The organism is Pararhizobium sp. O133 (assembly GCF_051669845.1).
In the GTDB taxonomy this organism is placed as follows: Bacteria; Pseudomonadota; Alphaproteobacteria; order Rhizobiales; family Rhizobiaceae; genus Pararhizobium.
Window position 1 is genome coordinate 4,070,289 of the sequence record NZ_CP196426.1, and the last position, 18,327, is coordinate 4,088,615.

At 61.3% G+C, this 18,327-nt stretch carries 18 protein-coding genes; 7 read left to right on the plus strand and 11 right to left on the minus strand.

Annotation, left to right across the window (positions count from 1 at the left end):
- Positions 1–30: 30 nt before the first annotated feature.
- Both ACST81_RS19760 and ACST81_RS19765 read right to left on the minus strand, forming a co-directional pair.
- Entirely contained in the window at positions 31–1,305 is a 1,275-nt protein-coding gene (locus ACST81_RS19760; protein WP_438750050.1) for an ABC transporter substrate-binding protein, read from the minus strand.
- 140 nt (positions 1,306–1,445) lie between these two features.
- Entirely contained in the window at positions 1,446–2,408 is a 963-nt protein-coding gene (locus ACST81_RS19765) for an AraC family transcriptional regulator (protein WP_438750051.1), read from the minus strand.
- Positions 2,409–2,708: 300 nt separating this feature from the next.
- Here ACST81_RS19765 and ACST81_RS19770 point away from each other — a divergent pair, with 300 nt between their 5' ends.
- Positions 2,709–3,374, plus strand: a complete 666-nt coding sequence (locus ACST81_RS19770) for a L,D-transpeptidase (protein ID WP_438753703.1) — start codon at positions 2,709–2,711, stop codon at positions 3,372–3,374.
- Positions 3,375–3,384: 10 nt separating this feature from the next.
- A complete protein-coding gene (locus ACST81_RS19775) occupies positions 3,385–3,915 on the plus strand; it encodes an OmpA family protein (protein ID WP_438750052.1) in 531 nt (176 codons plus the stop codon).
- A gap of 56 nt (positions 3,916–3,971) precedes the next feature.
- On the opposite strand, the gene ACST81_RS19780 is transcribed toward ACST81_RS19775, so the two are convergent.
- The gene (locus ACST81_RS19780; protein WP_438750054.1) at positions 3,972–4,739 is read right to left on the minus strand and encodes a DUF599 domain-containing protein; all 768 of its coding nucleotides are present in this window, start codon (positions 4,737–4,739) and stop codon (positions 3,972–3,974) included.
- A 142-nt stretch (positions 4,740–4,881) separates the two neighbouring features.
- Here ACST81_RS19780 and ACST81_RS19785 point away from each other — a divergent pair, with 142 nt between their 5' ends.
- Both ACST81_RS19785 and ACST81_RS19790 read left to right on the plus strand, forming a co-directional pair.
- On the plus strand, positions 4,882–5,844 hold the full coding sequence (locus ACST81_RS19785; RefSeq protein WP_438750055.1) for a DUF808 domain-containing protein: 963 nt from the start codon (positions 4,882–4,884) through the stop codon (positions 5,842–5,844).
- A gap of 34 nt (positions 5,845–5,878) precedes the next feature.
- Positions 5,879–6,379, plus strand: coding sequence for a ribonuclease H family protein (locus tag ACST81_RS19790; protein WP_438750056.1), 501 nt, complete (start codon positions 5,879–5,881; stop codon positions 6,377–6,379).
- 23 nt (positions 6,380–6,402) lie between these two features.
- Here ACST81_RS19790 and ACST81_RS19795 read toward each other — a convergent pair whose 3' ends face one another.
- The 5 genes from ACST81_RS19795 to ACST81_RS19815 all read right to left on the minus strand — a co-directional run bounded on the left by ACST81_RS19795 (position 6,403) and on the right by ACST81_RS19815 (position 10,833).
- Entirely contained in the window at positions 6,403–6,690 is a 288-nt protein-coding gene (locus ACST81_RS19795; protein WP_438750057.1) for a hypothetical protein, read from the minus strand.
- A gap of 130 nt (positions 6,691–6,820) precedes the next feature.
- Positions 6,821–7,591: an ABC transporter ATP-binding protein gene (locus ACST81_RS19800; protein WP_438750058.1), complete on the minus strand. Its 771-nt coding sequence runs from the start codon at positions 7,589–7,591 to the stop codon at positions 6,821–6,823.
- A gap of 9 nt (positions 7,592–7,600) precedes the next feature.
- Positions 7,601–8,584, minus strand: a complete 984-nt coding sequence (locus ACST81_RS19805) for an ABC transporter substrate-binding protein (RefSeq protein ID WP_438750059.1) — start codon at positions 8,582–8,584, stop codon at positions 7,601–7,603.
- A 38-nt stretch (positions 8,585–8,622) separates the two neighbouring features.
- Positions 8,623–9,471, minus strand: coding sequence for an ABC transporter permease (locus ACST81_RS19810; RefSeq protein ID WP_438750061.1), 849 nt, complete (start codon positions 9,469–9,471; stop codon positions 8,623–8,625).
- A 12-nt stretch (positions 9,472–9,483) separates the two neighbouring features.
- Positions 9,484–10,833 carry an LLM class flavin-dependent oxidoreductase gene (locus ACST81_RS19815; protein WP_438750063.1) on the minus strand — a complete coding sequence of 450 codons (1,350 nt, stop codon included), beginning with the start codon at positions 10,831–10,833 and terminating at the stop codon, positions 9,484–9,486.
- Positions 10,834–11,167: 334 nt separating this feature from the next.
- Here ACST81_RS19815 and ACST81_RS19820 point away from each other — a divergent pair, with 334 nt between their 5' ends.
- Positions 11,168–13,411 (plus strand): heavy metal translocating P-type ATPase, encoded by a 2,244-nt coding sequence (locus ACST81_RS19820; RefSeq protein ID WP_438750064.1) that lies wholly within the window; start codon positions 11,168–11,170, stop codon positions 13,409–13,411.
- Between the two features lie 50 nt (positions 13,412–13,461).
- Positions 13,462–13,878 carry a MerR family transcriptional regulator gene (locus tag ACST81_RS19825; RefSeq protein WP_438750066.1) on the plus strand — a complete coding sequence of 139 codons (417 nt, stop codon included), beginning with the start codon at positions 13,462–13,464 and terminating at the stop codon, positions 13,876–13,878.
- A gap of 35 nt (positions 13,879–13,913) precedes the next feature.
- Here the strand turns inward: ACST81_RS19825 and ACST81_RS19830 are convergent, their stop codons facing one another.
- Positions 13,914–14,870: a DUF2950 domain-containing protein gene (locus tag ACST81_RS19830; RefSeq protein WP_438750067.1), complete on the minus strand. Its 957-nt coding sequence runs from the start codon at positions 14,868–14,870 to the stop codon at positions 13,914–13,916.
- 23 nt (positions 14,871–14,893) lie between these two features.
- Positions 14,894–16,303 (minus strand): DUF3300 domain-containing protein, encoded by a 1,410-nt coding sequence (locus ACST81_RS19835; RefSeq protein WP_438753705.1) that lies wholly within the window; start codon positions 16,301–16,303, stop codon positions 14,894–14,896.
- A gap of 259 nt (positions 16,304–16,562) precedes the next feature.
- Between ACST81_RS19835 and ACST81_RS19840 the strand changes: the two genes are divergently transcribed.
- Complete coding sequence (locus ACST81_RS19840; RefSeq protein ID WP_438750068.1) at positions 16,563–17,621, plus strand: Lnb N-terminal periplasmic domain-containing protein; 1,059 nt, start codon at positions 16,563–16,565, stop codon at positions 17,619–17,621.
- A gap of 12 nt (positions 17,622–17,633) precedes the next feature.
- Here ACST81_RS19840 and ACST81_RS19845 read toward each other — a convergent pair whose 3' ends face one another.
- Positions 17,634–18,131 carry a GAF domain-containing protein gene (locus ACST81_RS19845; RefSeq protein ID WP_438750070.1) on the minus strand — a complete coding sequence of 166 codons (498 nt, stop codon included), beginning with the start codon at positions 18,129–18,131 and terminating at the stop codon, positions 17,634–17,636.
- Between the last annotated feature and the right edge of the window lie 196 nt (positions 18,132–18,327).

Sequence of the window (18,327 nt, forward strand, 5' to 3'; positions counted from 1 at the left end):
GCCGGGACACGGAAACAGAGGCAGCTCGCCTTACTGGCTACGCGCAACCAGATCCTTGGCGAAACCGTCGAGCTCGTCGAGGCCATCCTTTATGTCGGTACGGGTTCCGGTGATCAGTTCTTCGAGGATGATGCCCCAGCGGTCGCCGAGATCCGGCCATTGCGCGTTCTGCCAGAAATTCACCGCCGTCACCTTGCCGGTTTCGGCCAGAGCCTGGCCAAGATCCGGGCCATAGAGTTCGGCGAACTTGTCGCTCGTCATCACGCTGGTGCGGTTGAGCTCGCTGAACTGGCCTTCCTCAAGGCGGCGCTGCTCGTTTTCCTTCGATGTCGCCCAGCCGATGAAGAGGCCGGCGCACTGCTTGGCCGCATCATCCGCGTTCGCCTTGGTGCCGATGGCAAGGCCGTGGCCGTAACCGCCGCCGGTCAGCGGTGTCGGCGGCGGCAGGTAGCCGATCTTGTCGGCGACCTGCGACGACTTCTTGTCGAGCGCCATGCCGACCAGCGGCGTGGATTCGATCAGCATCGCGACCTGGCCGGACGTGAACGCGCCGACGGCCTCGTCCCAACCACCGGTCTGGCTGCCCGGGGCGGAAGATTTGAAGATTTTCAGGTAGGTTTCGGTCGCCTTTACGGCCGCTTCGCTGTTGAATACCGGCGTCTTGCCGTCGAACCAGTTGCCGCCGAAGCCCTTGAAGAACGGCATCCAGCGCCAGACATTGGCGCCGGACCCGCGCTGGCCGCGAAGCGCCGTGCCATAGATGCCCTTGTCGGGCTGGTTGAGCTTTTCGACCGCCGCGACATACTCGTCGAGCGTCTTCGGCGGCTGGATGCCGGCGGCTTCCAGCAGGTCCTTGCGATAGACCATCAGGTCTCCGCCACCTGTCAGCGGCGCGAACCAGGCCTTGCCGTCATAGGTGGCGACTTTCTGGCGACCGGGATCGAAATCGGTGTAATCATAATCCTTCGGGTAATAGTCGAGCAGCGGCGCGACCCAGCCGGACGACGCGAACAGCGCGACATTGGCCTCGTCAATATAATACACATTGTACTTGCCGATGGTCGAGGCGTCGGCCTTGGTCTTGGCGCGGCGATCGTTCTCGTTGAGATAGTCGATCTGGAAATCCGCCCCACCTGACAGCTTGGTGAATTCGTCCTTGTAATTCTCAAGCAGGGTCAGGCCGTCCCGCGGCTGAGCGAGAACGCGGATGGTGCCGGAGCACTCTGCGGCATGGGCTGCGGGTACTACGGCGCCAAAAACTGCGCATGCGATAGCGATGCTCGAAACGAGCGATTTGTTGATCATGATGTCCTCCTAAAGGTCCCTGACGCAGACGATCTCCCAATCGTTCCGCGCCTCCCGGCGATGTTGGTCGCGAACAAATAGTACGATCCACGGCGCAGACTACTAGCGCGCTCCATGCATCGAATCTGTATTTTAATGCGCTATGCGGATTGCCCTTCGAGGGGTCGGACCGGACGCCGCTGGCTTGTCAGCCTGCGATAGGCCGACGGCGTGACCTTGTGCTGCTTCAGGAAGGTCCTGTTGAAATTCGATATGTTGAGATAACCGACCTCGAAGCAGATGTCGGTAATGGGCATATCGGTTTCCGACAGGAGCTTGCAGGCCTGCCAGATCCTGAGCTTGTTGACGTGATCGGTAAAGCTGTTGCCGGTGTTCTTCTTGAAGAAACGCGAGAACGCGCTTTCGCTCATGCCGGCGAGATCGGCGACCTCGTCGATGTGAATATCGGATGCAAGATGCTCGAAAATATAGATCAGCGAGCGCTGCAAGACATCAAGGTTCCCGGCGTCGAGTTTTGGCGCGAATTCGGGCGAGGACAGGATCTCGTATTCATCCGAAGACGACAGAAGCTCCAGCAACTGGATGAACAGGGACAGGCGGGCAAACCCCTTGAGACTGCCCATCCGCTCGATCATCCCGGCACCATCGCACCGGGTGTTTCCGGTAAAGACAAGCCCGCGCTCGCACCGGCCGAAGAAGGCGTCGAGTTGGTTGAATTCCGGCAGGGTCTCCGCGATCGTCTTCACCCGCGTCGGATCGAACTGGATAACGACATCCCTGCCCGCAATGATCTCGCCAGGCTCCGTCGCGGTCACCCAGTCATGCGGCAGGTTGGGGCCGACGACCGTCAGATAGCCCGAATGAAATTCGCCGATATGATCGCCGACAAAGGCCATGCCGCTGGCGTTGCGGATCAGGTGGATTTCGATTTCCGGATGAAAGTTCCAGACGTTGCGTTCCCAGGGGTAATCATCGACCCGCCAAAGGAAGGTCTCGTTCACATCCGTCACGATGTGCTCGTAGGTGGGAAGATTGCCGGCAAGCGACGCCGTCTTCACGCCCAGGGCGCGCTTCGCGGCGGACGGCTTGTTGTTCTTCAGCATGGCGCTCCCTCGCTCTTGGTTCTTCGCTATAGCATGACGCGTGACGGCTTTGGAGACCGGCGAGCCGGACGCATATCCCTCCCGTACAGCCCAGCACGCTGGTTGAAATCACAACGCCTGAGCGAGACAACCGCTTCACAATCCTCGGCGCCTCAAAATACCGTGCGATGTCGAGAGCAGCGGCAAATGCACCGATGCAACAGTCCGGTGAAAGAATCGATGCTGAAGAGTTTTCTGTTGTGGCAGATAAAAAATCTGATTTACTGCCATCGGGCTACTAGGCTTTCAGGGGGAACGCCGATGGTTTTGACTCGCAGGGATACTTTGCTTGGTGGTTTAGCGTTACTAGGCGCGAGTGCGGTGCAAAAACCGGCTTTCGCGGCTGCAGCGTCCTATTTCAACGGTACGGCTGTCGATAATGGCGTGACCTACAAGGCGACGAACTTCGCCAAGATCGATCCGAAGTGGCACCGTCAGGTTGTCAAATATTTCAGCACCGAGCCGATCGGCACCGTGGTCGTCGATACCAGGCATCATTTTCTCTACCTGATCATGGAGAACAAGACGGCGATCCGCTACGGCGTCGGCGTCGGGAAAGAAGGCTTCAAGTGGTATGGCCGCGCCACGATCGACAGCAAGACGCTCTGGCCGAAATGGACGCCGCCGCCCGAAATGCGCAAGCGGCATCCCGAGCTTCCGGAATTCGTCGAGGGCGGCTCATCGAAGAACCCGCTCGGGCCGCGCGCGATGTATCTTCTGCGCGACGGCGTCGATACCGGCTATCGCTTCCACGGCACGCTGGATCCGGGCAGCATCGGTAAGGATGCCTCCAGCGGCTGTATCCGCATGTTCAATGAGGACGCCATCGATCTCTACCAGCGTTGCCCCATCGGGACGGCGGTGCAGGTTCTCCCGCATATTGCCGACCAGGCACCCCAGGTCAGCAACGCAACCCAGGTCGAATAGGAAATCCTTGATGTCTTCCATGATTGGTTTCACGAGGCGCCTCGCCGCCGCGGTCGCTCTTCTGGCGCTTGCGGGCTGCACCACCCCCGATATCGCGGCTGTCGAAGAGCCCGCAGCCGTGCCGATGACCGGCAACACCAACGACCCGGCTCCCGGTTTCGAGACGGTTTCCACCGGCAGCGAGGAAGAGTTCATCCTCAATGTCGGACGCCGGGTCTATTTCACCCAGGATTCAGCCAACCTGGACTCCGTGGCACGAGCGACGCTCGACAAGCAGGCCTCCTGGCTCAACCAGAACCCGAGGTGGCTGGCCAAGCTACAAGGCTTTGCTGACGATTCCGGCTCGCCCGCCAAGATGACGACCCTGTCGCAGAAGCGCGCCGATGCCGCGATGGCCTATCTTGCCTCGAAGGGCGTCGATCCCAAGCGAATGTGGGCCAAGGGTTACGGCAACGATCGCGAAGTCCGCGACTGCAATGATCGCTCCTGCAAGGTCCAGAACCGCCGCGTCGTCGTCAACCTGCGCACCACGCGCGACTAAATTAGTCGTCGCGCGATTCTATCTGAACGAAAATGCGGATGGGCGCCCGCCTCGCTTCAGGCGCCAAGCGTTTCCGACTGCGTGATTTCTACTGCTTCCGGCACCGGCATGACGACATCAGGGGTCGGCGGCGTATCCAGCAATTTGCGGATCGCCATCACACCCCTGGCCGTGTCCGACCAGCTTTGGCGCCAGACCAGCAGGCCGACGCATGAGATCGTGGCGATGATGAAGGCGGCGGGGCCGAGAAACCAGAGGGCGGCGGCGACGGTGAAATAATAGGAGCGAACGCCGACACTGAACGACCTGAGCGCCGGGTTGACCACGAGCGTCAGCGCCTCCGCCCAGGCCTCGATATCGCGCTGTTCCTCGCGCGAAGGGCTGGCGCCGATGGCGGCAAGGCAATAATTGATCTGCCGCACGGCCCAGATAAAATCGGACAATCCGCGCAACAGCGTCGCCATCACCAGAACGACCTTGCACTGGAACAGCCAGATCGGCCCCATCGCCGTGAACTTGCCGATGATGCCGGCCTCGACGCCGATACTGGGTTCCATGAACAGCGCGCTGCTCATGCCGACGATGACGATCAGATTGGCGGAGCCAAAGAACGAGGCCGAATTGATGGTATGGCCGAGGATGGCAGCGTCGCCAATGAAATTGTTGTCGCGCGTCAGCACTTCGCGCATCCAGGCCTTGCGGACCCGCATCATGTCGAGCAGCAGGCTATTTGCCCGGCGCGGCCAGCCGATCGCCATCATCGGCTCGATACCGATCCACGTCACCAGAAACAGGACGATGGCAACCCAATCCAGATATTGCACCGGCAACCTCCCCAGCCTCTCAACGGCAATAGAATGCCGTGCAGCGGCGGCGTCAACGACGAACTTGCCCGCCCGGCTACGGAAGCACTCGACAAGGGCACGCCCGAGGCCATATTCGTCGAGGTGACAGAGGGAGACGACGATGGCCACCGGGCTGATAGCATTACTGGACGATGTGGCGGCGATCGCCAAGCTTGCGGCGGCGTCACTGGACGACGTGGCGGCCCAGACGGCAAAGGCCGGCGCCAAGGCGGCCGGCGTGGTGATCGACGATGCGGCGGTGACGCCCCGTTATGTCGTCGGCCTGTCTCCGGCACGCGAATTGCCGATCATCGCCAGGATCGCAATGGGATCGCTGAAGAACAAGCTGCTCTTCCTGCTTCCCGCCTGCATGCTGCTTGGCTATTTCGCGCCCTGGCTCATCACGCCGCTGCTGATGATCGGCGGCATCTACCTCTGCTATGAAGGCGCCGAAAAACTCTATGAGGCCGTGATGCCGCATGCCGCGCATGCGCATGAGGAAGCCGTGTCCGGTACGGTCGATCCGGTGGAACTGGAGAACCAGAAGATCGCCGGTGCGATCCGGACGGATTTCATCCTCTCGGCCGAGATCATGGCCCTGACGCTTGCCAATGTCGCCACGTCGAACATCTACACGCAGGCCGCTGTGCTGGCATCCGTCGGTATTCTCATCACCCTTGCCGTCTACGGCGTCGTCGCTATCATCGTCAAGGCGGACGATGTCGGACTGTCTCTTGCCGCTTCCTCGGTTGGCGCATTGCGCGCCCTTGGTCGCGGCCTTGTCATCGGCGTGCCCGTCTTCCTGAAAATCCTCGCCGCCATCGGCACCGCCGCCATGCTCTGGGTCGGAGGCAGCATTCTTGTCCATGGGCTTGCCGAACTCGGCTATCATGCGCCTGAGCATGTGATCGAAAAGGCCGCCGGCGTCGTCAGCGAGGTGATCGGGTTGTTGTCGGGCGCTGTCCATTGGCTGGTGACATCGGCGATCCAGGCTGTTCTGGCGATTGCCGTGGGTGCCGTGACGATTGTCGGTGTGCATGCCGCAGCCCCCGTGTTCGCGACGCTGCGATCGAAGAACCCGTGATGGCCATAAGAGGTCGATCAAGATTCGGGACGCAATGACCGAGACCGGTTCACCGGCGCGGGAGGCGGAAGTCGTCCTCAACATCTTTGCCGACGGGTGCTATGAGCCGCGCAGCCGGCAAGGTGGCTGGGCCTTCGTCGTCTATCGCGATGCAGAGGAAATCGCGTCGGGTTTCGGTGGCGTTCAAGACACTGCCAACAATACGATGGAACTCATCGCCGTGCTCAACGCAGCCGAATGGATCGAGGCCAACGCCGGCGGTGAATCCGTTACTCTGTGGACCGATTCCGTCTATGCGCTGAACGGCTGCAATCGCTGGCGACACATCTGGAAAAACAATGGTTGGAAGAAGATCAGCCCGAACGCGAAAGCGCGAAACCGGGCGATCCCGGACGTGGATATATGGAAGGCCGTCGACGCTCTTCTGAGACGCCTCCCGCTCGTCATCGTCTCATGGTGCAAAGGCCATTCCGGCCTCCCCGGCAATGAGCGTGCCGACGAACTGGCCGAGAAAGGGCGTCAGCGACGCACGTAAGCAACAATGCATGACCCGTGCGATCAGACTCGGTGGGCGCAACAATATTCGATGATCTCGGTTTCGATCTCGGAGCAGATCATCTCGTACTCCCTGACGACCGGACAATTGTCCTCGCCCGGCGCCGCGCGTAACCGCTGAAGCGCGACGCTCGCATCCTCATAGGCTTCGAAAAGACCGGTCACGGGAACCGACTTGGTCGCGAGAACCTGAAGCTTGCCGCGCAATCGCGGCAATCGCAGCATCAGCCTGGAAAGGCCTCTCTCCCCCGCACCGTGCGGCAATCCTTCGCTGCTGATTCCCAGGCTCACCAACCCACCTCCGGTCGAATGCAACTGGTGCATTCTATGCCCTGAGTGACGTTTGATAAGTACGTTACTGTAACAAAGGCTGTATCAATGTGGGCGCTCGCCTTCGCGGTCGCCCACGATTGAAATTTCTTCAGTGCAGTCCAAACAGTTTCAGCAATTCCTCGCGGTGGCGCACGAATTCCGGAGCGCTGCGATCGCGTGGACGGGGCAGGTCGATCGGGATCAGGCGCGGTTCGCCGCCCTTGCCGCGCGGCAGGATCAGGATACGGTCGGCGAGATAGATGGCCTCCTCGAGGTCATGGGTGACGAGGATGGTCGTCACATCCTCTTCCTGCCAGATGCGGGCGAGTTCCTGCTGCATCTCGATCTTCGTCATGGCGTCGAGGGCACCGAGCGGCTCGTCGAGCAGCAGGATTTCCGGTTGTACGGCAAGAGCCCGCGCAATACCGACTCGCTGCGCCATGCCGCCCGACAATTGTCGGGGGTAGGCCGTTTCGAATGGCTGCAGCCCGACCAGCCGGACATAGTGACTGGCCCGGGTTCTCGCCTGCTCGCGGGACAGCCCACCCGTTTCCAGTCCGAAGGCGACATTGTCCAGCACGGTGAGCCAGGGCAGTAGCCGCGGCTCCTGGAAAATGACGGCGCGTTCTGCGCCCACACCCTTCACCGTCTTGCCATCGACGAGAACGGTGCCGGCATCGGCTTCCTCCAGCCCCGCCAGAACCCGCAGCAGGGTGGTCTTGCCCGAACCGCTCGCCCCGACGATGGCAAGGCTTTCACCGGGGCGAACATGAAGGCTGATATCCTTCAGCACCTGGAGTGCTGAACCGTTGAGGCTGTAGGATTTGGAAAGGTGACGGATCGTCACCTCCCCACGGCGGGTTTCCTGCGTGCTGGTCATTTTTGGTCCTCAGTTGCTGACCGACTTGCCGTCGGTGGAAAGAAGGATGTCCTTGGCGGCCAGTTGGCCCTCCTTCAGCTTGCCTTCACGAACCAGCACATCGATCCAGAACTGGACGTCACGCTCGACCGGCAGACCGCCGGCACGCACGCCGTAGCCGCGGAAGTATTGGGCGATATCCGGATTTTCACCGCGCTCGGCGAGCGTCTTGGCGAAAATCTTCCTGGTTTCTTCCGGATGCTCGCGGGCATAGTCGAGGGCGCGCGCCGACTGTTCGACGAATATCCTGGACGCTTCCGGATGCTTGTTGACAAAATCGCGGCTCAACACCACGAAGCCGCCGGCGATATCGCCGAGCACATCGGTATCCTCGAAAATCGCCCGCAGACCGCCGTTCTTGCGGGCCACGCCCTCGAAGGTCGTCTGCCAATAGCCGAAGGCGGCAATATCGACCTGCTTGGAACGCAGCACCTGTTCGAGTTGCGGACCTGGAACGACGACCTGATTGGCGGCGTCCGCCGGCAGGCCGACCGAATGCAGCGCTTCGCGGATGGTATAATCGAGATGGGCGCCGAGCGTGTTCACCGCGATGCTCTTGCCGGCAATGTCCTTGATATCCTTGATCGGGCTGTCTTCCAGCACGTAGAAGATCGACTGCACATCACTGTTGATGCCGTTCGACGGATAGGCCGCGACGAAATCATTGCCGCCGATGATCGAATTCAGCACGGCCGCCGATGCAGCGCTGCCGATCTCGACATCACCCGATGCAAGCGCGATCAGCGAGGCCGGGCCGCCTGCGGCATAGCCAATATTTTCGAGCGTGACGCCGGTGCCATCGAAATAGCCGAGTTCGGCCGCCAGTTCATGAGCGGACAGGCCACCCTGGCTGGCGAGAAACCGAAGTTTCACTTCATCGGCGGCAGCTGCGGGGGCCGCGAGACCGACGGCGATGGCGGCGGAGAGGAGGAGATGGCGGGGATGGAATGTCATGGCTGTTTCCTTTGATAGGTGAAATCGAGACAGGAGAGTCAGGCGCCGGGTTGGGACCAGCGGCACAGCCTGCGCTGCAGAAGGACAAGCAGGGCATTGGCGGTCAGCCCGAGAAGGGCGAGCAGAAGGATCGCCGCGAACATCAGCGGGATCTGGAAATTGTACTGGGCGTTCATGACCTGGAAGCCGATGCCCTTGTTGGCGCCGATCATCTCGGCGGCGATCAGGAGCAGAAGCGCCGTCGTCGCCGATAGACGCAGGCCGACGAAGATCGCCGGTACCGAAGCCGGCAGGATGACGCGGCGGAAGATCGTCAGCGGTCCGGCGCCATAGGTGCGCGCCATCTCGATCAGCTTTTTGTCCACTTCCTTGACGCCGCCGATCGTGGCCAGCAGGATCGGGAACAGCGTCGCCCAGAAGATGACGAAGACCTTTGACGTCTCGCCGAGGCCAAGCAGCAGGATGAAGACCGGATAGAGGGCGAGTGCCGATGTCTGGCGGAAGAGCTGCAAGATCGGATCGAGCGCCTGCTCGACGACCCGGATCTGCCCCATGAACAGACCGAGCGGAATGCCCACCACGACGGCGGCAACAAAAGCGATGCCGGAGCGCTGGAAGCTGATGGCGATATCATCGAGAAGCGCGCCGCTGGCAATGCCGTTCCACAGTGCCGACAGGATCAGGTCGAGCGGCGGAAACACGGCCGGATTGACCCAACCGCGCGTGCTCGACACCTGCCAGAGGATGAGGAAGCTGAGGATGACGCCGTAGCGCGCCAGAAACTGGCGGAGCATACCGCGAACACGGGATGCCAGAAGCGAAGGTGTACGATCCCCGCCTTGTAGACCAAGGCCGGTCGGAAAAATGGAAGTGACGTCGAGCGACATAGCTGTTTCTCCCTATTCGGCGGCCTGGAGGACGGCATTGGCCGCCCAACGATTGATGGGGAAAGGCAGGCCGAGATTTTCGCGCAGCGTCTTGCCCTCGTAGGCGGTGCGGAACAGGCCGCGGCGCTGCAGTTCCGGGATCACCAGATCGACGAAATCGTCGAGCGCGGTTGGAAGCCAGGGCGGCAGGATGTTGAAGCCATCGGCCGCTTCGTTTTCGAACCAGGCCTGCAGCGTATCGGCGATCGTCTCGGGCGTGCCGACGATGGTGTAGTGGCCACGAGCCGACGCGATCCACTGATAGAGCTGGCGGATCGAGAAATTGTTTTCATCGGCGATCTGGCGGATCAACGCCTGACGGCTCTTCATGCCCTCGGTCGGCGGCGCCGGCGGCAAGGGACCATCGAGGTCATATCCGCGCAGATCGAGCGTTCCTCCGGTCAAGCCGTTCAACAGACCGATCCCGTCTTCCTCGACAATCAGCGAGGTCAGGCGATCGTATTTCTCCCGCGCTTCCTCCAGCGTCCGACCGACGAAGGCGGATACGCCGGGCATGACGAGGATGTGGTCGGGATTGCGGCCGAGCGCCCGGGCGCGGGCCTTGATGTCACGGTAGAATTCCTGGGCGGTCTCGATGTGCTGGTGCGCGGTGAAGATCACCTCGGCCGTGGCTGCCGCCAATCCACGCCCGTCCTCGGATTGCCCGGCCTGGACGATGACCGGATATCCCTGCGGCGAGCGCGAGACGTTGAGCGGACCGCGCACCTTGAACTTCTCGCCACGATGGTCGGTATCGTGCAGTTTGTCGGGATCGAAGAAGACGCCGGTTTCCTTGTCGCGGATGAAGGCATCATCTTCGAAACTGTCCCAGAGCTTCTTGACGACCTCGACATGCTCGCCGGCGCGGCGATAGCGTTCGGCATGGGGAAGCTGGGTCTCGAGGTTGAAATTCTGCGCCGTCAGATCGCCGGTCGTCGTCACCACGTTCCATCCGGCTCGGCCCTTCGATATAAGGTCCAGCGAGGCGAATTTGCGGGCGGTGGTGTAGGGCTCCTCGTAGGTGGTCGATGAGGTGGCGATAAAACCGAGATGGGTGGTCAAGGGCGCGAGCGCCGAGAACAGTGTCACCGGCTCGAAGCCGGCCACCTTGGCATTGCCGCCTTCGCGCGCGCCGCCAAAGCCGATGGCGAGGTTGTCGGCCAGGAAATAGGCATCGAACAATCCACGCTCCGCCGTCAGCGCCAACTGCTTGTGAAACTCGAAACTGGTGGCGCCATCGGCCGGCTGATCGGGATGCCGCCATGAGGCGACATGCTGCCCACCACCGGGAAGAAATGCTCCGAGCCTGATCTTGCGTGTCATGACGTTTCCTCTCTTTGCTCTCATCCGAGGCACAACCAGTGCCATTGCCCAGAGCATACTTTGTCTATGTTTTTAGTAGAGAAATGACATTCGATGTTTTCCCGCGACGGTAAAATGATTTTCCGCGCATGAGGGCAATATGAAACGAATGGACGCAGTTTAAAGAATTCGCGGTCTTGAGCAGTGCCTGCGGCAGAAGCTCGCAGTCCTCGAGGAAGCGGCAATGACGGTTAATTCACTTCCCGTCCGCTATTCCGAAAATTTCTGCGATTTCCCCTTGCACCTCTAGCCACTAGAGCATGTATTGAATGAATCCTGCCAACAGGAGCGGATCATGACGATGAATGCGATACAATCCCGCTACCGGGTGGATGGCATGGATTGCGCCAGTTGCGCATCCAAGATCGATACCGCGGTACGCCGCGTGCCGGGTGTTTCGGATGTTTCCGTATCTGTCACAGCAGGCACGATGACTGTTCATCACGACGCCACCATCGATCTCGCGGCCATGGCACGGAAGGTTACCGGGCTCGGCTATCCCGTCTCGCCGCTTGGCCAGAATGACCCGTCCCCCCCGGCAAGGGCAGCGTGCTGCGGCCCTGACCACGACCATCACGGGCACGGTCACGGCGACCACGAAGGCCACGATCATGCAAAGCCAGCCGTGGCCGACACCATCGGGCTTCACGGCCATGATCATGGCCCGACCGACGGTTCCTGGTGGAAGAGCCGCAAGGGCAAGCTGACGATCGCCTGCGGTGCGGCACTGCTCGCCGCCTATGGCATCGGCCATCTCGTGCCGTCGATCGCGTCTGTCCTCTTCATCGCCGCCATGCTGGTCGGGCTGATCCCGATCGCCCGCCGTGCCATCATGGCGGCGATGGCCGGCACGCCGTTCTCGATCGAAATGCTGATGACCATCGCCGCCGTTGGCGCCGTCTTCATCAATGCCGGCGAGGAAGCCGCCGCCGTCGTCTTCCTCTTCCTCGTCGGGGAATTGCTCGAAGGGGTCGCGGCCGGAAAGGCGCGCGCCAGTATCCAGGCGCTGACCGCGCTCGTTCCGAAGACCGCGCTTCTCGAGGAAAATGGCCAGACCCGCGAGGTCGCGGCAGACAGCCTGTCGATCGGCGACATCATCCTGGTCCGGACCGGTGACCGCATTCCCGCTGACGGCACCATTGTCTCCGGCGAAGGCGCGATCGATGAATCGCCGGTCACCGGCGAGAGCACCCCGGTCAACAAGGGCGTCGACGCCACCGTCTTTGCCGGCACCATCAATACGGTTTCGGTCCTGCGCATTCGGGTCACTGCCGCGGCAGCCGACAACACCATCGCCCGCGTGGTCAAGCTGGTCGAGGAAGCGCAGGAATCCAAGGCGCCAACGGAGCGCTTCATCGACCGGTTCTCCCGCTATTACACGCCCGGCGTGGTCGTCGTTGCAGCGCTTGTCGCCATCGTGCCGCCGCTGCTTCTCGGCGGCATCTGGAGCGAGTGGATCTACAAGGGCCTCGCCATTCTGCTGATCGGCTGCCCCTGCGCGCTCGTTATCTCGACGCCAGCGGCGATCGCCGCCTCGCTGTCATCGGGCGCCCGGCGCGGATTGCTGCTCAAGGGCGGCGCTGTCCTGGAAAACATCGGCCGCGTCACCGCCGTCGCGCTCGACAAGACCGGCACGCTGACCGTCGGCAAGCCGAACGTCACGGATATCATCGCCTTCGATCGTTCCGAACGGGACGTGCTGGTTTATGCCGCTGCTCTCGAGACCGGATCGAGCCATCCGCTGGCGACGGCTATCCTCGCCAAGGCAGCGGAAAAGAAACTCGCCGTTCCGCCTGCCACCGATGCACGGGCGCTGGGCGGCAAGGGCGTGACTGCGACCGTGAATGGTGCGGAGACTTTCCTCGGATCGCCTAAGTCGGCCGACGAACGCGTTCCCCTTTCCGGCGAGCAGATGGCGCGGATCACCGCGCTGAACGACGACGGCAAGACGGTATCGGTGCTGCTCATCGGCGGCGTCTTGGCCGGCGCCATTGCCATGCGCGACGAACCGCGAGCCGATGCATTGGCCGGCCTCAAGGCGCTTACCGATGCAGGCATACGGACGGTTATGCTGACCGGCGACAACACGCGCACCGCCACCGCCATCGGCAAGCAGCTCGGTATCGAGGTTCGCGCCGAACTGATGCCGCAGGACAAGCAGCGCATCGTCGGCGAACTAAAAGCCGAAGGCCTTGTCGTTGCCAAGGTCGGTGACGGCATCAACGACGCGCCGGCGCTTGCCGCCGCCGATGTCGGCATTGCCATGGGTGGTGGCACGGACGTCGCGCTTGAAACGGCGGACGCCGCCGTGCTGCACGGCCGCGTTGCCGACGTCGCCGCCATGATCGACCTGTCGAAGCGGACCATGGCCAATATTCGCCAAAACATCACCATAGCACTGGGCCTGAAAGCGGTTTTCCTCGTCACCACCATCATCGGTGTCACGGGGCTCTGGCCGGCTATTCTGGCCGACACCGGCGCGACGGTACTGGTAACGATCAACGCGCTGCGGCTGTTGCGGCCTGTCGCCACGTCTTGAAATAGCAATATCCACGGATCACTTTAGGCGGACAGGAATGGAGTTGCAGAATGCTGACCATCGGTGACCTCTCCCGTTCGACGGGCGTCAAAATTCCGACGATCCGCTACTACGAGCAGATGGGGCTGCTGTCCCATGCCGAGCGCTCCGACGGAAACCAGCGGCGTTATTCCACGCGCGAGCAGGAGCGGCTGTCGTTCATCCGCCATGCCCGCGACCTCGGCCTGACTATCGACGCTATCCGGGAGCTGATCGACCTCAGCCAGCATCCGGACCACCCCTGCGCCGATGCCGACCGGATCGCAGAGACACAGCTTGCCGAAGTGCGCCGCAAGATCGCCAAGCTCCGCAAGCTTGAAACCGAGCTCGAACGGATCACCAGCCATTGTCACGGCACGCAGGTGAAGGACTGTTACGTCATCCGGGCGCTCGCCAACCACGATCTCTGCGAGACCGATCACGCCTGACGAGGGCATGCGCATAAGAGACGCCCCGATCGGCGTCAGTCCGCGGTGACGTCCCAGTTGTCGTCCGGGTTGAACGTCTTGATGTCGGCCGCGATCGTCTCGGTATCGTCGCCCAGGTCCGCCTGGTAGACGGTGCCGTTGGCATTGATCTCGAACGTGTTCACGCCGGTTTCGCCGTAGCGGATCGGCCAGGCGATCAACGCGAAGCCGGCGATCATGTTGCCGTTGATGATGTAATCAAATTTGCCACCGGCGATGTTTTGCCCCTGACTGGTGAGAATGCGATAGCGATAGCCGAAATAACCGGCACCGGATTTCGCCTTGGACAAAGCCTCGTCACTCTCGAAAGCATCGCCGGCGGGGCTGTCGCCAGCGCCAAGATCCGGCGACCAGTAGAGGCCATCGGTCTTGCCGTCGCTGCTGAGCAGCTTCTGGGCATATTCCATGACGCCGTCGTCATCATGATCCGCCGAAGCATATTCCTTCTGTGCTTCGACATAGGCGCGCAGCGTGTCGATCGTCTGGAGTTCGTTCTCACCGACGCGGCGGTTGATGATCTCCTCGAAGCCGGCAAAGGTATCGAAAGCCCACTTGCCGTCGTCACCCTTGACGATGGGGAAAGGCAGTGTCCAGAGCTGGTCGCCGATATCGAGCAGCTTGCGGCCATCGACATCGCGAACGATAAGCTTCTTTTTGGCGCCATCGCGAATCTCGGCATAGGTGTCCATGACCCCTTCCGCCGTCTTCGTTTTGGCCGGATCAAGGCCAAGCAGCGTCGCCAACTTGCCGAAATCATCCGCCGCCAGCGCCGCCCTGAAGGCATCGACGGCCTGTTCCGGCGTATCGAACAGAGGCGGATCCTTCTCGGAAGCGTAACCGGCGATCACAGAATCGTCAGTTGGTTCCGCGGCAATCGCAAACCCGGCGACCGAGCCCAGAAGGACGGCTGAAAACACCGAACTCAGAAGCAATTTTTTGACGGAAAGTGTCATGACTGTCTTCCTTGTTCCACACATTACCGGCGACGTCCGCCACCGCCGCGACCACCACCACCGTGATGTATCTTCCGCCCGCCGCCGCCATGGACCTGGCGTCCACCGCCGCCGCGATTGCCGCCGCCCATCGATTGCCGGCCGCGGTTGGACTGGATCTGCGTGCGCCGGCCATTGTCGACATTGCCGATTGCCGAAGGTTTCCTGGGGCGATTGTCGATCCGGCCCGCCGGCTTCGGCTTCGCCGCCGGCCGGTTGGCTTTCACATTGCCCTTGGCCTTCGGCTTCGCATTGGCCGCGCGGTTGGCGGCCTGGCCCTGCTTCTTGCCGGCTGCCGCTGCGGCCTTGCCGTTGCCCTGCTTGTTGCGCGCGGCCGCCTTGTCGCGGTTGATCCGGTCCGCATCGATCTTGCTGTTGCGGACGTCCTTGACTGATATATTGCCGGGCTTGTTGCTGATATTGCCGACGCGATCGTTGCTGATGTTGCTGGCTCTGGCCTTGAAGCTGTTGCGACCGTCAGCCTTGATATTGTTCTTGAAAGCGTGGTGGTCGATCTTGTTGAACTGGTTCCGGTCGAAGTTGATCTTGTCGCGATCGACATTCTTCCAGTCGATATCGCCGATGTTCACCTTGCCGTTGAAGTCGCGATCGTTGAAGCAGTTGTTGCAATCGATATCGACATCGCCGTTCCAGCGGCCACCCCAGACGCCCCAATCATCCCAATCGACGACGGAAGCCCAGATCGCGCCCGTCACCGCGCCCGCGAAGAAGGTTGCCGTCGGCAGGTAATAGCTCGGATAGGGTTCCGGATAATATGCGATCGGGGCCGGCACATAATCCGGCTCGTAAAGCATTTCCGGCGGGTATTGCGGGACGTAGATCTTTTCGCTGCTGACCGACTGGATCAGGACATTGTCATTCTCGTGAACCACCTTGATCTTGTCGTCGGTCTTGATGATCTTGTCGGCGACGGCCTTGTCGCGCAACTGCTGGATGGCGATCAGCACGTCCTTCTGCTGGTTCGCCAGCGCCTCGCCGAGCGATTGCGTCCAGTCGAGATCGTCGCTCATCATCTTGACGATCTGCGGATAGTTCAGAAGCGAAACGACGCTGCCGTCCCAAGTGGACTTGGGTTTCAGGTCGGGCTTCTTCGTCAACTGATCCAGATAGCGCTGTGCCTCGATGATCTGCAGCGGATAAAGCGATGCGGAGGTAACCAGCGCCACCAGTTCGTCCGGATAGAGCGCGATGCGGGCAACGAGAACCTCGAGTTCCTCATCGGTCAGGGGTTCGGTCGTGTCGTCGGCCGCCGAAGCATCCGCGGCCGCGGTCTCCTGCGCGAAGGCGGGCGAGACATGCGCGGGCATGACCGTGGATATCGAAAAGGCGAGCATCAGCCCAAGACCTGCGGCGAGGCGTGATCCATGGATCAGAGGCATGTCTTCAATCCCCTTTTGAGCGGAGTGGCATCCTTGCAAATTCATGCGACAGGTGTCCGGCTCGCGTGACGCCGGCATGGCAAACAGTCTCCATCGGCCGATTTCGTGTCGCGACATTCTCTCCGGCCCCGGGGCGAAGTATAGTTGGACTTAAGGCCAATTGCACCCATAATCTCAACCCTGCCTTGTCTTGATGAGAGGTGGCTCTGCAAGGAGATGCCAGCTTGAAAGCGAACTTTGAAGCGGATACTGAATGAAGGCAGCCGGCGCGGTGTGGCTGCTTCAGGAGGTTGGGTTGCGTCTTATCCTGCGTGCCATTCTTGTCATCGCCCTTGTGTTGATCGTCATCCTCACCTCCGTCTGGGCCAGCCTGGCGCTCTGGTACCGCTTGCCGGTGGCGGACATTCCGAGAGGCGTCATCGCGGGCCTGTTCGCCGTTCTCGGTCTTTTCACAGTGGTGATGCTGTTCGGGCGCTGGCGGCTGAAGGCGATGATCGTCTATGCCGTGACATTCGCACTGGTCTGCGTCTGGTGGAGCACGATCCAGCCGGACAGGAATGCGGACTGGGCGCCGGACGTCGCCCGTCAGGTTACCGGCACAGTCGATGGCGACGTGCTGACATTGACCGACCTGCGCGATTTCGAATGGCGCAGCAACACCGACTTCACCGAGCGTTGGGAAAACCGCAGCTTCGATCTCAGCAGGATCGAAGGCGTCGACCTGTTCATGTCCTATTGGGCGGGACCGGAAATGGCGCATTTCATCCTGAGTTTCGGCTTCCAGGGCGGGGAACAACTGGCATGGTCAGTCGAGGTGCGGCGGCGAAAGGGCGGCGCATTCTCACCCATCGCCGATCTGTTCAAGACCAACCCTTTGGTGATTATCGCAGCCGACGAGCGCGATGTCGTCGGCGTTCGCTCGAATGTGCGCGGCGAGGACGTGCAGATATACCGGCTGCGCGCATCGCCTCAGGCAGCGCGGCGCCTGCTTCTGGAATATGTCGCTGACGCCAATGCGTTGGCGCGAAAACCGGAATTCTACAATTCGCTGACGACCAACTGCACCACGACCGTCGTCAAGATGATGCGAGCCGTCGGCGGCACGATCCCGCTCGACTGGCGATTGATCGTCAACGGTTATCTTCCGGATTATGCCTATGATCACGATGCCGTCGACACATCGATACCGCTGGCGCAGTTGCGGCAGAGCGCGCATATCGCCGAACGCGCCAAGGCCGATGGTTTGTCTGAGGATTTCTCAAAGGCGATCCGCGTCGGCGTACCCGCGCCGGCCAAGCGGACGGCACCGTAAATCAAACGACGGTCAGTCGTCCCAGGACGTGGACGCGACATAGGTTGCAGCCAGCGCCTCGATGCCGTCCCGGTCATCATGATCGAAGCGGCCGGGCAGCGGACTGTCGAGATCGATGACGCCAAAAACGCGGCCGTCGCGCAGCAGCGGCACGACAAGTTCCGAGCGTGAGGCGGCATCACAGGCGATGTGTCCCGGGAAGGCATGCACATCCTCGACCAGCACCGATTCGCCTCGAGCAACAGCCGTTCCGCAGACGCCGCGACCGACCGCGATGCGCACGCAGGCCGGCTTGCCCTGGAACGGTCCGAGCAGAAGCTCGTCCTCGCTGTGCAGGAAATAGAACCCAGCCCAGTTGAGATCCGGCAACATCTGGAAGATCAGCGCCGAGGTATTGGCGGCATTGGCGACCGGATCGCCTTCGCCCGACAGCAGGGCCTGCAGTTGCGCTCCAAGCTCCCGATAGAATGCCGGCTTGTCCGTTCCCGATATCGCTCTTGCTTCGAACATGGATTGTTATCCTTCTTTTGGAGGCCTCGAATAGCACAGGGCAGCGGCGGTGTTAATCGCTGGGCGGCACGCTCCCGAACGGTGGAGAAACCAAACAATCTCCTGCCGCTTCAAAATCCTCATTTCAATTGTTCGCAAAATCTGCGACACGGCTGGTATCCGCAAGGATCGGACGCGACTGCTATTAACTTTAGAA

Bases quoted from the DNA above. Each gene is read 5' to 3' on its own strand.
- ACST81_RS19760 (WP_438750050.1), bottom strand. From the start codon at position 1,305: ATGATCAACAAATCGCTCGTTTCGAGCATCGCTATCGCATGCGCAGTT.
- ACST81_RS19765 (WP_438750051.1), bottom strand. From the start codon at position 2,408: ATGCTGAAGAACAACAAGCCGTCCGCCGCGAAGCGCGCCCTGGGCGTG.
- ACST81_RS19770 (WP_438753703.1), top strand. From the start codon at position 2,709: ATGGTTTTGACTCGCAGGGATACTTTGCTTGGTGGTTTAGCGTTACTA.
- ACST81_RS19775 (WP_438750052.1), top strand. From the start codon at position 3,385: ATGTCTTCCATGATTGGTTTCACGAGGCGCCTCGCCGCCGCGGTCGCT.
- ACST81_RS19785 (WP_438750055.1), top strand. From the start codon at position 4,882: ATGGCCACCGGGCTGATAGCATTACTGGACGATGTGGCGGCGATCGCC.
- ACST81_RS19790 (WP_438750056.1), top strand. From the start codon at position 5,879: ATGACCGAGACCGGTTCACCGGCGCGGGAGGCGGAAGTCGTCCTCAAC.
- ACST81_RS19800 (WP_438750058.1), bottom strand. From the start codon at position 7,591: ATGACCAGCACGCAGGAAACCCGCCGTGGGGAGGTGACGATCCGTCAC.
- ACST81_RS19805 (WP_438750059.1), bottom strand. From the start codon at position 8,584: ATGACATTCCATCCCCGCCATCTCCTCCTCTCCGCCGCCATCGCCGTC.
- ACST81_RS19810 (WP_438750061.1), bottom strand. From the start codon at position 9,471: ATGTCGCTCGACGTCACTTCCATTTTTCCGACCGGCCTTGGTCTACAA.
- ACST81_RS19815 (WP_438750063.1), bottom strand. From the start codon at position 10,833: ATGACACGCAAGATCAGGCTCGGAGCATTTCTTCCCGGTGGTGGGCAG.
- ACST81_RS19820 (WP_438750064.1), top strand. From the start codon at position 11,168: ATGACGATGAATGCGATACAATCCCGCTACCGGGTGGATGGCATGGAT.
- ACST81_RS19825 (WP_438750066.1), top strand. From the start codon at position 13,462: ATGCTGACCATCGGTGACCTCTCCCGTTCGACGGGCGTCAAAATTCCG.
- ACST81_RS19830 (WP_438750067.1), bottom strand. From the start codon at position 14,870: ATGACACTTTCCGTCAAAAAATTGCTTCTGAGTTCGGTGTTTTCAGCC.
- ACST81_RS19840 (WP_438750068.1), top strand. From the start codon at position 16,563: ATGAAGGCAGCCGGCGCGGTGTGGCTGCTTCAGGAGGTTGGGTTGCGT.
- ACST81_RS19845 (WP_438750070.1), bottom strand. From the start codon at position 18,131: ATGTTCGAAGCAAGAGCGATATCGGGAACGGACAAGCCGGCATTCTAT.